The sequence below is a fragment of the Prosthecobacter sp. genome, from assembly GCF_044232965.1.
Classification (GTDB): domain Bacteria; phylum Verrucomicrobiota; class Verrucomicrobiia; order Verrucomicrobiales; family Verrucomicrobiaceae; genus Prosthecobacter.
This window is the reverse complement of the sequence record NZ_JBIIKX010000067.1, coordinates 1-12,164: the sequence shown is the minus strand read 5'-3', so window position 1 is coordinate 12,164 and position 12,164 is coordinate 1. Positions and strand designations below refer to the sequence as shown.

The 12,164-nt window shown below is 59.9% G+C and carries 11 protein-coding genes; 4 read left to right on the top strand and 7 right to left on the bottom strand.

Translation table 11 applies throughout. The features are described 5' to 3' along the window. Positions 1 to 3: 3 nt before the first annotated feature. Entirely contained in the window at positions 4 to 654 is a 651-nt protein-coding gene (locus tag ACILSI_RS21365) for a tol-pal system YbgF family protein (protein WP_395723949.1), read from the bottom strand. A 99-nt stretch (positions 655 to 753) separates the two neighbouring features. Here ACILSI_RS21365 and ACILSI_RS21360 point away from each other — a divergent pair, with 99 nt between their 5' ends. Continuing rightward, positions 754 to 1,596, top strand: a complete 843-nt coding sequence (locus ACILSI_RS21360; RefSeq protein WP_395723948.1) for a carbon-nitrogen hydrolase family protein — start codon at positions 754 to 756, stop codon at positions 1,594 to 1,596. A gap of 313 nt (positions 1,597 to 1,909) precedes the next feature. On the opposite strand, the gene ACILSI_RS21355 is transcribed toward ACILSI_RS21360, so the two are convergent. Continuing rightward, complete coding sequence (locus ACILSI_RS21355) at positions 1,910 to 3,058, bottom strand: lactonase family protein (protein ID WP_395723947.1); 1,149 nt, start codon at positions 3,056 to 3,058, stop codon at positions 1,910 to 1,912. 104 nt (positions 3,059 to 3,162) lie between these two features. On the opposite strand from ACILSI_RS21355, the gene ACILSI_RS21350 reads away from it, so the two are divergent. Continuing rightward, on the top strand, positions 3,163 to 4,533 hold the full coding sequence (locus ACILSI_RS21350; protein WP_395723946.1) for an NCS2 family permease: 1,371 nt from the start codon (positions 3,163 to 3,165) through the stop codon (positions 4,531 to 4,533). Positions 4,534 to 4,563: 30 nt separating this feature from the next. Here the strand turns inward: ACILSI_RS21350 and ACILSI_RS21345 are convergent, their stop codons facing one another. After that, entirely contained in the window at positions 4,564 to 4,962 is a 399-nt protein-coding gene (locus ACILSI_RS21345; protein ID WP_395723945.1) for a hypothetical protein, read from the bottom strand. Between the two features lie 28 nt (positions 4,963 to 4,990). Further along, entirely contained in the window at positions 4,991 to 6,826 is a 1,836-nt protein-coding gene (locus ACILSI_RS21340) for an ATP-binding cassette domain-containing protein (RefSeq protein WP_395723944.1), read from the bottom strand. Between the two features lie 74 nt (positions 6,827 to 6,900). Between ACILSI_RS21340 and ACILSI_RS21335 the strand changes: the two genes are divergently transcribed. After that, entirely contained in the window at positions 6,901 to 8,436 is a 1,536-nt protein-coding gene (locus ACILSI_RS21335) for a hypothetical protein (RefSeq protein ID WP_395723943.1), read from the top strand. Between the two features lie 5 nt (positions 8,437 to 8,441). Here the strand turns inward: ACILSI_RS21335 and ACILSI_RS21330 are convergent, their stop codons facing one another. Then, positions 8,442 to 10,307, bottom strand: coding sequence for a polysaccharide deacetylase family protein (locus ACILSI_RS21330; RefSeq protein ID WP_395723942.1), 1,866 nt, complete (start codon positions 10,305 to 10,307; stop codon positions 8,442 to 8,444). A 224-nt stretch (positions 10,308 to 10,531) separates the two neighbouring features. Between ACILSI_RS21330 and hisI the strand changes: the two genes are divergently transcribed. Next, complete coding sequence (gene hisI / locus ACILSI_RS21325) at positions 10,532 to 10,948, top strand: phosphoribosyl-AMP cyclohydrolase (protein WP_395723941.1); 417 nt, start codon at positions 10,532 to 10,534, stop codon at positions 10,946 to 10,948. A gap of 7 nt (positions 10,949 to 10,955) precedes the next feature. On the opposite strand, the gene ACILSI_RS21320 is transcribed toward hisI, so the two are convergent. Then, positions 10,956 to 11,150, bottom strand: a complete 195-nt coding sequence (locus tag ACILSI_RS21320; protein WP_395723940.1) for a hypothetical protein — start codon at positions 11,148 to 11,150, stop codon at positions 10,956 to 10,958. Positions 11,151 to 11,176: 26 nt separating this feature from the next. Then, positions 11,177 to 11,968, bottom strand: coding sequence for a hypothetical protein (locus ACILSI_RS21315; protein WP_395723939.1), 792 nt, complete (start codon positions 11,966 to 11,968; stop codon positions 11,177 to 11,179). Between the last annotated feature and the right edge of the window lie 196 nt (positions 11,969 to 12,164).

Below are 12,164 nucleotides of genomic sequence, written 5' to 3'. Positions count from 1 at the left end.
AGGTTAGGCCGTCGCTCCTCCAGAGGCTCCCGCTTTCAGGCGCTGATCCATCAGCACCTTGTACTCAGCCTGCTCGATTTCGCTCATCTTGTGATGCGCGTTCGCGCTGTGGCGGGTGTTCGGGAAGTTGCCGATGACTTGCTGCAGCATGTCACGCGCGGCCTCAAAGTCGTGCAGTTGGGTCAGTTGCACATCCGCGATGCGGAACATGATGAAGGCCGCGTCATCCACCGGCCAGTCCTTGCTCTGCAAATGGTCGCTGAGCACCTGCAACGCTGATTGAGGGTCATGCAGCCGCTCCGCATGCACCTTCGCGATTTCCGCCACCGGGAAGGGATCGTCGGGCTTGTCTTCCAGCATTTTTTCGTAGTGACCGATGGCTCCTGGGTAGTCGCCCTGGGAGATGCAGGCGGCCGCCTTCGTCATCTCGTCCTGCTCCACCTGCTCGCCCGAGGAGAACACCGCCTCGCCCATCGCGTCGCCGATCCATGGGATCACGAATTTCACCATCAGAATGCCGCCCGTCACACCGAGCAGAATCACCGCCACCAGCTTCATGCCATCGTCCGCCTCCTTGATCGCATCCACCACCAAGGCGGCGACGAGAAGGGCTAGCACAACGAAACAAAGGCGGATAATAAGTTCGCGGTTCATTTTTGGAAAGTGCGCGACGCTATCAAACTGCCCTCATTCCGCCAAGTGGGAACTTCATTCATTCTGCCAAATGTCACGCGTTCAAGGCGTTAAGCCCGCATGAAAATCGCGCACTGCCAGTTTGAACCGTGGGTTGGCGACTTCGACCACAACCTCGCCCGTTTTGAAGAAGGCCTCAAACGTGCCGACGCCGAGGGCGCGAAGATCGTCTCCTTCCCCGAGTGTTTCTTCACCGGCTACCCCGACACCGAGGAGTTCGCACGCAAAGGCGCCTTCGCCGCCGATTCGCCCCAAATGAAGCGCATTCTCGATGTCACCGCCCGCCACGCCGCCGTCGCCATCGCCGGTTTCAACGAGTTGCGCGGCAGCGACCTCTACAACACGGTCGTCGTCGCCCACCACGGCCAGAAGTTCGGCATCTACAGCAAATGCGCCGCCTACATGAAGTTTCACAAGCAGGGCCGCGACTTCCCCGTCTGGGAGATCGACGGACTCAAGTTTGGCGTCCTCATCTGCGCCGACGGCGGCTACATCGAGCCCGCGCGCATCCTCGCGCTCAAAGGTGCCCGCGTCATCTTCGCCCCGCACTTCAACTATATCAGCGACAAAGGCCTCATCTCCCACTTCATGAAAGTCCGCGCCGACCACGCCGCCCGCGCCAATGAAAACAGCGTCTATTTCGTCCGTGGCAACAACGTCGTCCTCGATCCCGCCAAATCCGGCATCACCAAGAATCCCGGCATCGGCTACGGCGACAGTTACGTCATGGACCCGCACGGCGAGATCCTCGTCCAAAGCCGTCGCCACCAGGAAGACTTCATCACCGCCGAAATCGACCCCAGTCACAAACAAGACACCGCCTGGGGCCTCAGCAAAAGCGCCTGGAGCTTCCGCGAGTTCGCGCCGTTTGTGGCGGAGGCGATGAAGCAACCAGGCCCGTGAGCCATATGAACAAGGTGAGACATCACCTCTCCATGTTGGGCGCGGAAGCACTGCGACGACAGGGAAGACCGGCGCAGAGAAGATAATGCGGAGCAGATGACGTCTGGGTAATGCTGCGCATGAAACGAGAGTTGTGTCTCAATACGACGTGCGCACTACTCAGCGTTTGATAGTGATCGACGAGTTTTTGAACGCGAAGAAACCAAGCTCATCAGGGCGAAAAAGCCGATCACTCCGAGTAACCGAAGCCCCAAACACCCGCCTCCAGAATTGGCATTTTTGACCTGCATCTCGCCGACTCATTGGCGCTCGCTTAATCAAGCCCCAGAAACCGCACGCAGATGCTGCCGGGGACGTTTACCTTGGTGCCGGTGAAGGTGAGCTTGCCGCTATCCTGATCGACCTTGAAAAGGGCCGCCGTGCCGCTGTCCTGATGTGCGGCGATGAGCCACTTGCCCGTGGGGTCGAGGCAGATGTTGCGAGGGATTTTGCCTTCGACGGGGACGTTTTGCAGAAGCGTGAGCTTCCCTGTGGCCGGATCGCAGGCGAAGACGGCGATGGTGTCGTGCGTGCGGTTGGAAACATAGACGACGCGACCATTTGGATGCGCGAGGGTCTCGGCGGTGCTGAGACCGGTTTTGCCACGGTCGGCCTCGGGCAGGGTGGAGACGGTTTCGATCTCGGTGAGAGCGCCTTTTTCCGCATCGTAGGCGAAGACGGTCTCGGTCAAGGCCATTTCGTTGTTCACGAAGACGTATTTGCCGCTGGGATGGAAGGCGAGATGGCGCGGGCCGCCGCCTGCGGGCGTTTTGGCAAAGGCAGGTTCGTTCGGCGTCAGCTTTCCCGTGGCGGGATCGACCTTGTAGATGAGCACCTTGTCCAAACCAAGGTCACAGGCGAAGGCGAAGCGGTTGTCGGGGCTGAAGTTCACCGAATGGGCGTGCGGGCCGGTCTGGCGCTTCGGATCGACGCTGGAGCCCTCATGCTGGATGAAACTCGCGGCTTCAGTGACGGAACCGTCGTCCTTGATGACATAGGAAGCGACACTGCCGCTGCCGTAATTGGCAATGGCGGCCATCTTGCCGGTTTTATCGACATTCACATGGCAGGGACCGCTGCCGACCGCGCTGGCTTGATTGATCGGCGTGAGCTTGCCGGATTTGAGGTCGATGCCGAAAGAACTGATGCCGCCGCCTTTTTTGCTATCGGCCATGGTGACGTCACCAATCGCGTAGAGATACTTTTTCGAGGGATGGATCGCGAGGAAGCCCGGATTGCCGGCCTCGGCGGCGAGTTCTGGCTGTGTGAGTTCACCAGAAGCAGAGTTGAAGCGGGCGACGTAGATGCCCTTGCTGCCGTTTTTGGCGTTCGTGTTCGTGCCAAAATAGACGAGGAAATTTTCCCCGGCGATGGCGGTGGTGGTGAGGGCGGCGAAGACAAAGGAGAGCGTAGAACGGTTCATGGCAGCGCGATGCTGACGGTTGCGCCCGATTCGGTCAAGAACTGGATGGTTTCTCCGGCGATTTCGGATTGCGCAACGAGCGGGCCGCGCTCCCGTCGAGGCGCATGATGGCGTTTTTCAAACTGGCGGAGCGCGGAGGCTCGGTCCGTGCCGAGGTGATCGGCGGTGTGACCACCTTCATCACCATGGCCTACATCATCGTGGTAAATCCGGCGATCCTGAGCTTCGTGGGCATTCCAGCCGGTCCAGGCACGGTGGCGACGATTCTGACGGCGGTGGTGGGATGCGCGCTAATGGGATTGATCGCGAACCGGCCCATCGCGGTCGCGCCCTACATGGGGGAGAACACGTTCATCGCCTTTGGCCTCGCGGCGTTGGGAATCGGCTGGGAACAACGATTGGGCGCTGTGTTTATGAGCGGGGCGGTGTTTCTCGTCATCACGCTGCTCGGAGTGCGCGGCTGGCTGGCGAATTCGGTGCCAACAGGGCTGAAACACAGCTTTGCGGTCGGCATCGGCCTGTTTCTGGCCTTTATCGGACTGTATGAAACCGGGATCGTGACGAGCTTCGTGACCGGCATGCCTCCGCAGGCGCTGCCCATCAACGCGGGCGGTCTGTTCACCGCGCCCGCCGTGCCGGTGAAGATCGGCAACCTGCGTGATCCGCAGGTGCTGCTGGCGATTCTCGGCTTTGTGCTGATGACGGTGCTCATGATTCGTAAAGTGCGCGGCGCGTTGCTCATCGGCATCGCGTTGACCGCCTTGATCGGCGGAGCACTGGGTTTTGGTCAGTGGCCGAAGTCGATCACCGCACTGCCATTCACGGGCGACTACGATTTGAGCGCGATTGCGTTCAAACTCGACGTCACGAGCGTGTTGCAGTTCAGTTTCATGCCCGTGCTGCTCACGCTGTTTTTGATGAGCTTTCTCGACACGCTGGGCACGCTGACCGGACTGGGCGCTGCGGCGAATCTGCTTGATGAAAAGGGCAATTTCCCGCAGGTGGAGCGTCCGATGATCGTGGACGCGCTGACCTGCATGTTCAGCGGCTTGGTCGGCACCTCAACAAGCGGCGCTTACATCGAATCCGCCACGGGCATCCAGGAAGGCGCGCGCACCGGCCTCGCGGCGCTGGTGACCGCGGCGTTGTTCGCGGTTTCGCTGTTTTTCATTCCGCTGATCGAGCCGCTGCAGCAACTCCGCTTCGCCTACGGCCCGGCCTTGATCGCGGTGGGTGTGCTGATGGTCGGCTCGGTGCGGCGCATCGACTTCGACGACCTCACGGAATGGGTGCCGGCCTTTGTGACGATCGTGATGATGCTCTTCACTTACAACATCGCCAACGGCCTCACCGCCGGTCTGGTGGTGCATCCGCTGCTGAAGCTCGCCGCCGGTCGTGGGCGTGAGTTGAACGCGGGCATGATCGTGATGGCGCTTTTATGCGCGGCTTATTATCTGTTTGGACTGCCGCATTGATTCTGCTGAACAGGAGTGTGCGCAGCCGCATCAGCGAATCTTGAGAAGGCGATTAACGTTTTGCATTTGATCCGGGTCAAACTTGGCATCGCCATAATCTACGGGTATTCCTTCACCAGGCCCACAAACATGGCCGAAGTAAAAGTGGCGTTTGCCATTCGATTCAAGCACTCCGGTTGTCCCTCCTCCATGATGACTATCAGAACTGATCACATGAATCCACTCGCCGCTCTTATAAACGTGTCTGTATCCATCATAATGTGCAGGAAGCTCGTCGAAAGCCTGTCGGTTGAAAATGTCTTCGATGACTTTGACGTCTCCATACCGTCCTTCATCTCCCTTGATGATGCGCTCAAAATCTGCCAGTGGCGGAGCGAAGAGCGCCCAGGAGACGCCTAGCCCAACGACCACGATCACAATTTTCTTCATGGCATGAACCGTTGAGCGAAAACTCTCCTCACGACTCCCACTGACTGCGCTGCACGCCGACGAAGGTCATCGCCAGGCCGACGATGACATGCAAGAACAGCACAAAGGCGGCGACGGCGGGTGTGACGAGGTCGGTGTTGGTGACCTGCTTCACGGCATCGTAGAAGGCGGTGCTGCGCATGCTGCTGAGGCTGCCGCTCCAGCTCCAAAACGCGGCGATGACGGGCTGCACCCAATTTTCCAACCAGTCCGGCAGCGTGAGCACAGCACCGGAGAGCGGAAGCTGAAAGCCGACGAGGTAGATGCACAGAATTGTGGCCTTTTCCGGCGTCTTGCTCAGCGCAGAGATGCCGAGGCAGACGCTGGTCATGGCCGCTGAGGCGAGAGTGAGCAACGCCAGCTTGATGACGAGATCCCCCGGCAGTCCACCGACAACGAGATCGACGAAGAATCCCATCCATAAACTTTGGGCGAGCACGAAGATGCCGAGGAAGATGACCTTGCTGCCGACATAGGCGAAGGGCTGCAAACCGCCGAGTTTCTCACGCTCCAAAATCAGCCGCTCGGAGGCGATCTCACGCGCGGCGTTGTTGCTGGCCATCAGGGTGACGAGCACAACTTGCAGCATGACCAGACCTGAGACGAGGCTGCCGGCATTGAGCTGCTCGACCTGATGCTGCGCCTGACGCTGCATCTCAAACACCACGTTGTCATCCTGATGTGTGGAAAGCGCCCGCAGCGGCTTGATGCCATCAAGCGCGAAGATCACGACGAGCAGCGGAAAGCCGAGCAGCATGGCGAGATGGAGCCAGACCTGCGCTTTGTCGCGGCGGAAAATCGTCCAGCGCCGCCGCAGCAGCTCAAACAACTGCGTGGTCACAGACGGCATCTCGATGGGCGGAAATTCGTGATGCTCCGGGATGTGGTCCTCGGAGTGCGTAGGTTCTTCATCCTTCACCGCAGGACGATCCTCTCGCACAGAGGTCTTTGCAGGGCCGCTGACGCTTTTCTTTGCCTCGTCAGCGGTTTCATTCTCCTCAGGAAGGACACGTTTGCCGTCGAAGCCGTGGCGCTTGTAGTAAGTGTCGCGGTATTTTTCCCAGGACTCATGCCAGTCGCCATTTTTGCGCTCGGTGAGCTTCAAATAGACCTCCTCGGGATGCTCCACGGCGAAGTAATGCATCATGGCCTTCGGCGGGCCGTGGAAGGTCAGCACGCCCTGGTACATGACCATCACGCTGTCGTAGGCATCGAGACTGGCGAGGCTGTGCGTGACATTGATCACCACACGCTTCGGATGGCCGCGTGAGAGCACTCGAAGCAGCTCGGTGATCTCGTGTTCTGAACGTGGATCAAGGCCGCTGGTGACTTCGTCGCAAAGCAGCAGGCAGGGGTCGGTGACAAGCTCCAGCGCGAGGCCGAGGCGGCGTTTTTGACCGCCGGAGAGCACCTTCACCTGACGATCGGCGAGATGGGTGAGTCCGGTGATCTCCAGGATGTAATCAAGCGACGGGATGAAGTCCTCCGTCTGCGCGAGTTGCGTGCGCAGCGCCATGGCGCTGGCGATGCTTTCCTCCACGGTCAACAGATCGTAAGCCACGCTGAACTGCGGCACATAGCCGAGATCGCCAGGGTGCAAATCTTCCTCATTGCTCAGATCGCGGCCGTCCCACAGCAAATCACCCACCGTCTGCTCCTGGATGCCTGTGATGACCTTCAGCAGCGTCGTTTTCCCGCAGCCGGAGGGCCCCACGATGGCCATCAGATGGCCGGGCGGCACGTTGAAGCAAACCTCGCGCAGCAGATGCAGCACGGTGTTCTCTGGCCCATCGACTTCAAGACTGACGTTGTGCGCTTTGAGCATGCGGTTTAAATAGTCCGCACAAAATAGGCCAGGCACCGATGCTCTGGCGATCAAAAAATCAATCCCACGCCGAAATGCACCGACGCACGCGCCCCACACGCCGCAAGTCCTCGCCACTTCGCTGGCTGGGAGGACTGGCCGCTTTGACCATCATCGCAGCCATCACGCTGAACCTGCTGGCCCCGACGCTCGTCACGCGCTTCATCCGCGCGTATGTGCAGAAGGAGACCTTTCGCGAAAAGGCGGCGGAACTCATCGCCGCGAAGACCGGCGGTGAGGCACACCTCGATTCGCTGACTTGGAATGACGACAACGCCCTGGTGAGCGAGATGCAGTTGGAAGGTGCCCACGGCTGGGATGTCGAAGCGGTGGGCCTGCATGCCGCGCTGGACTTCGGTGCCATTCGCAACGGCATGTGGAGCATCCATAGCGCCGGTGCGGATGAACTCACGCTGCGACGCCAGCCCGCCGCCACAAGGCAAAACCCGGCTGGCGCAGATTCAGCCACAATCAACTCAGACGCGGTGAGTTCGATCCCGTCCTTCCTGCGGCGTCACATTCCGACGAAGACGGAAATCAGCGGCTTCGACGTGCGGCATTTCAACTTCGAGCAGGCCGGGTGGAAGATCACCGAGACTGACGTGAAAGCCGCCGCGTGGGAAAGCGGCAAGACCTCCGTGCCCGTCAAACTCAGCGGCGGCTCGCTGCAAACGCCGTTCAAGGCCCCGGAACAGGCTGAAGCGCTCAAGCTCGACCTCGTCAAAGCCACCCTGCGGGTCACCGATGAGCAAATCCAGCTCAGTGACGCCACGCTGCGCTGGAAACAATCCTCCGAGGCCACGCTGCGCGGCTCGGTGAAGTTTGAAACCGGAGCGTGGCAGACGTTTACCCACGTCCAGGCCGTGCCGCTGGATGAGTTCCTCAATGCGTGGTGGAAGCAGCGCCTCTCCGGCAAAGTCAAAGGCGACCTCGAATTCTCCGGCAGCCGCAACATGCCCGTCGCATGGAAGGCGGATGCCGTGCTCGAAAACGGCGTGCTGCAGGGGCTGCCCGTGCTCGAAAAACTCGCCACTTACACCCATGTCGAGCGCTTCAAGCGCCTCGTGCTCGACATCTGCCAGGCGTCTTTCCGTCCTGAGGGCGATGCGTTGAGGATCGAAAAAATCATCGTGCAATCCAATGGACTGCTGCGCATCGAAGGCACCATGACCCTGCGCGGACGCATGATGGAGGGGGATTTCATGGTCGGCGTCACGCCTGAGACCCTGAAAGCGATTCCCGGAGCCGACAGCCTGATCTTTACCCAGACCAACCCCAACGGCCCTCCTGGCCTGCTGTGGACAAGTGTCCACGTTGCTGGTCCGCTCGATGCGCCGCAGGAGGATTTGAGTTCACGCCTGATCGGAGGAGTGGGGATGTCCCTGCTGTTCGACACCCCCGGAAAAATCGTCAACCAAGGGGCGGAAACCCTGCTCAAGCCCGTGCTGGGCGAGGATGCGGCCAAGATTCCCAGCAAGGTGATCGAAGGAGCCTCCGGCCTGCTCGAAAACGGCGTCAAAACCGGTGCGGGCATCCTGAATCAAGTCCTCCCGATTCTTCCGCAGAAGTAGTCCGGTCAGTCTTCCTGAAAAGTCAGGATGGTGTGGCCGTCCAGCTCGGGCAGAAACAAACGGCCATCCTCCAAGCGCGCGCCTTTCGGGAGCACACTGACGGCTTTCCAACGGGCTGGCACATGCAGCGTCACGCCCTGGATGCGTTCTGGCGCTGTCACTGTCAGGTTCACCTGCCGGTCACGCCGAGTCACGTCGATCTCCAGTCGGTCTCGGGCCTGCCACCAGTCCCCCAATTGGCCGATGGTGCCGATCCACGCCATCGGCCGCAGCTTGGGTAGAATTTTTTCAAAGAAGCGAAACTTGTACCCCAGAATGTTGGGGTGGCTGAGAACAATGAAGGTGCCGCCATACTGCGCCAACTGGTTCGCCAAATCGAGCGCCTTGTCCGCACGCTGATCCATTTCAGGCGGGTGCTCGTCCTCGATGGCCACAGGAAACTCAAACACGCTGGTGGAGGCCCCATACTGGCGGTTGTAGTTTTTGCGATACGGCAGGTAGGTCATCACATTGGCCGCCGTGACCGACGAAGCGTAGCGATAACCGGTTGCCTCAAGCGCCTGGGGCAGGCTCGGCGGACAGGCCAGGTGCCCCGGACGAAACGAGCGCACCTGCACGCCGATCAGATGCTCCAGCAAAAACTTGCTGACCCGCAGCTCTCCCAAAACGGTGGCTCCGCGTGTGTCCCCCTCGCCATGCACCCGCGGCTGGTAGTCTGGAAACATCTCCGTGCCTGTGCCCAGCGGCAGCAGGTTGAAGACCTTGCTGTGACAGACGGAATGACTGCTGATCTCCGCGCCGCTCTGTCGCAGCCAGCGCAGCACATCCAGGGCTGAGTCGTTGAAAAAGCCGCTGTCGAGGTAGTCCCTGAAGTACTTGGTCTGGACAAAATAGGTGGCAGCAGCCTGGTTTTGGGTCAGCAGCTCCTGGTAGGGCGCGATGTTCTGCAGCGATTTGACGTAGTCGATGTCGAACGACATCACCGCCGACAGACGCTTGCCGTCGGGCACCGTGTCCACCGTCACCGCCAGCGGTTCATGCTCCTGATAGACATGCCGCAGCAGCCGCAACCAAACATCCACCGAAGGCTCATAGGCGTTCACATAATCCCGTGAGGCTTCCTCATCCCGGTCATTCTGGCATTTCAGGATAAAGAACCCCAGGTCAAAGCCCAGCGCCATGGCACGCCCACCGCCCGGGTGCTTCTTGGTGATCCAGGCCGCCTGTCCATCCTGGTAGGACGCCAGCGTCTCCTCAGGTTTCGTGTAATACTGCGTGCCGATCCAAGTTTCTGGATGATCGGGATTCCCCAGCCGCACGGTGCGCTCGCGGGCATCCACCAACCAGCGGGTCAGTTCATGCTCGGCAGAAAGTTTCACCTCATAATGCCGCCTGCGGGTTTCCAGCACCTCATCATAACCAAAAAGATCCTTCAGATCGTCTCCCAGCACCTGCGTCGCCAGCAGGCAGCCGCCCTCCCGCACATGTCGGCGCAGGCTTTCCTGTTTTTCATAGTTGAGCAGCCTGCCTGAGATCATCGGGTAAACCAGCACCACCCGGTGCCGGACCGCCCGTTCCACGTCATCGGTGATCACATAAGGGATGCCCATGGAATCCAGCGCGTGCTGCACGCCGGTCCATGCCGAGTCAGGGTCGGTCAACAGCAGCGCCAGCCGACTGGGTTCGGCTGCGGCCTCGCGGTCCCAAGTTGCCACCGGAGTCAACGGTGCCGGAAACTCCTTCTCCAACGGCCCGCGCAGACCTTCAAGGGCATGGTAAGTGTAACGCGGCATCAGGTTAAAAAGCACCACGGCCAGCGCCGCCAGGCCGACGACGGCCAGGAGCGAAAAGAACCAACGCAGAAGCTTCATGAAAAGATTGGAAGGGTATTGTTGCCAGCCACGATCACACTTCCCAGGGCAGGCGCATCGTCTTCAGGCATTGGGTCTGATGGCATGCGTTCACCCGACTCTTCGCCCTCGGTTGCGCCCCCGTCCACCGGCTTGTCACGGTGGTTCGCGCCGCATGGCGCATGATTCCGCAGGAAAATGAGGCGGTTGCGCGTCGGAGAGGGAGCGCTAGCATGGAGCCATCCATGTCCGCCAAAGCTCCCATCGCCTTCGCTGCCCGTGAATCCAAGCAAGCCATCGAAGAAGGCCTGCTCTTTGCCCCGAAGTTCGATGAGCATGGCCTCATGCCTGCCTTTGCCGTGGATTCAGAGACCGGCGCGCCGCTGATGCTGGCCTACATGAACGAGCAGAGCCTCAAAATGACCCTGGAGCTTGGCCAGGCAGTCTATTGGAGCCGCAGCCGCAACCAGCTCTGGCACAAAGGCGCGACGAGCGGCGAGTTTCAAGAAATCATCGAAATCCGCACGGACTGTGATCAAGACGCTCTTGTGCTGCGGGTGAAACAACACGGCGGCGGCTGCTGCCACACCAAACGCCCCACCTGCTTTTACCGCGTGGTGAAAACGGCCGATGGCGAGGCGCTGCTGGAACCAGCCTTGTGATGCGCGATCAGCGGCTCTGGGGCATCATGCCGCCAAAACGCGCGTTGCTCTCCCACGATTTGGGGCGATTCCAAGGCAGGTTGCTGTAAGCACTACCATCAGGTCCCACGACTTTTTTGCGCTTCGGCTCGTCCGAGGCACAGGAACTGAGACAGGCGGCGGCAAGCACCAGGAAAAGCAGGCGGAAAGAACGTGTTTTCATCTTCACCATCCCAATAATCGAAAGAATCAGTTTTGCAGCAGGTTTTCGAGGATCACGCGATCTCCCGGCATGATCGTCATGCCGTTGATGACCGCATCCGGCACGATGGCAGCCATGGCGCGGTTACCCTCGATGTTCATGACACTGATTTTGCCCACAGTCAGGGCACCACGAGTGACAATGAGCTTGGTATCCTGAGTGAGTCCGGCGGTGGATTTGCCAGCATCGATCACCACGAAACCCCAGTCATGGTTAACGGCCAGGATTCGTGAGGTCAGGCTGTTGCGATCAAAGTTTTTGCGACGCTCCTCGATCTTGCGCACGACCTCATCCAGACGCTTCTGCACCACCGCGACCTTTTCCTGCTCAGCGACAGTTTCTTTCTTCTTGGCCTCGGCCTGGGACTCGAACTCAAGCTTTTCTTTTCTCATGCGGGCGATGTCCTCGGCAATCGTCTCGGGTTTGACGTCTTTGGGCAGTTTGTCGAGCTTGACGGTGAGTTCTTGCTGCTTTTTGAGCTTGCCGTCCAGTTCCTCCTGCGTGCGCGTGGTCTCGCTCTCTGCCTGAGCAAGCTTGTTCTTCTGCGCCTTGAGTTTTTCCGCCTCGACATCCAGCTCGCCTTGAACGCGGCCGATGTCGGCCACGAACTGGTTCACCTGACCGATGACCGCCTTGTCAGCAGCCTGCTCAGTCTTGATGTTAGCGTTGATGTCCGCGATTTTCAGACGCACGGAGGTAAACTCACGCCCGTTTTGATAGGCGAAGAAGCTGGCCACGAGGATCACGACGGCGCTGAGGATGAAAAGAACTTTGGTCATGGGAGGAGAAGGCGTGAAAAATTAACTGAAGAGGCGGGCATCAGGGTTTGGCTGGCGGGGCGGCTCCGAAGGGGTCAGCCGTGCTGGGTGCCGGGGTAGCACCACCCGCGGGAGGCGTGGCTGGCGCAGCGGGCGGAGCACCAAACGGGTCGGATCCCATCGCCGGAGCTGCTGGCGCTGCTGGCGCTGCTGGCGC

Excerpts from the sequence above, each read along its gene's own strand:
- ACILSI_RS21340 (WP_395723944.1), bottom strand. The coding sequence starts at position 6,826 with ATGCTCAAAGCGCACAACGTCAGTCTTGAAGTCGATGGGCCAGAGAAC.
- hisI (WP_395723941.1), top strand. The coding sequence starts at position 10,532 with ATGTCCGCCAAAGCTCCCATCGCCTTCGCTGCCCGTGAATCCAAGCAA.
- ACILSI_RS21365 (WP_395723949.1), bottom strand. The coding sequence starts at position 654 with ATGAACCGCGAACTTATTATCCGCCTTTGTTTCGTTGTGCTAGCCCTT.
- ACILSI_RS21330 (WP_395723942.1), bottom strand. The coding sequence starts at position 10,307 with ATGAAGCTTCTGCGTTGGTTCTTTTCGCTCCTGGCCGTCGTCGGCCTG.
- ACILSI_RS21360 (WP_395723948.1), top strand. The coding sequence starts at position 754 with ATGAAAATCGCGCACTGCCAGTTTGAACCGTGGGTTGGCGACTTCGAC.
- ACILSI_RS21350 (WP_395723946.1), top strand. The coding sequence starts at position 3,163 with ATGATGGCGTTTTTCAAACTGGCGGAGCGCGGAGGCTCGGTCCGTGCC.
- ACILSI_RS21345 (WP_395723945.1), bottom strand. The coding sequence starts at position 4,962 with ATGAAGAAAATTGTGATCGTGGTCGTTGGGCTAGGCGTCTCCTGGGCG.
- ACILSI_RS21355 (WP_395723947.1), bottom strand. The coding sequence starts at position 3,058 with ATGAACCGTTCTACGCTCTCCTTTGTCTTCGCCGCCCTCACCACCACC.
- ACILSI_RS21335 (WP_395723943.1), top strand. The coding sequence starts at position 6,901 with ATGCACCGACGCACGCGCCCCACACGCCGCAAGTCCTCGCCACTTCGC.
- ACILSI_RS21320 (WP_395723940.1), bottom strand. The coding sequence starts at position 11,150 with ATGAAAACACGTTCTTTCCGCCTGCTTTTCCTGGTGCTTGCCGCCGCC.
- ACILSI_RS21315 (WP_395723939.1), bottom strand. The coding sequence starts at position 11,968 with ATGACCAAAGTTCTTTTCATCCTCAGCGCCGTCGTGATCCTCGTGGCC.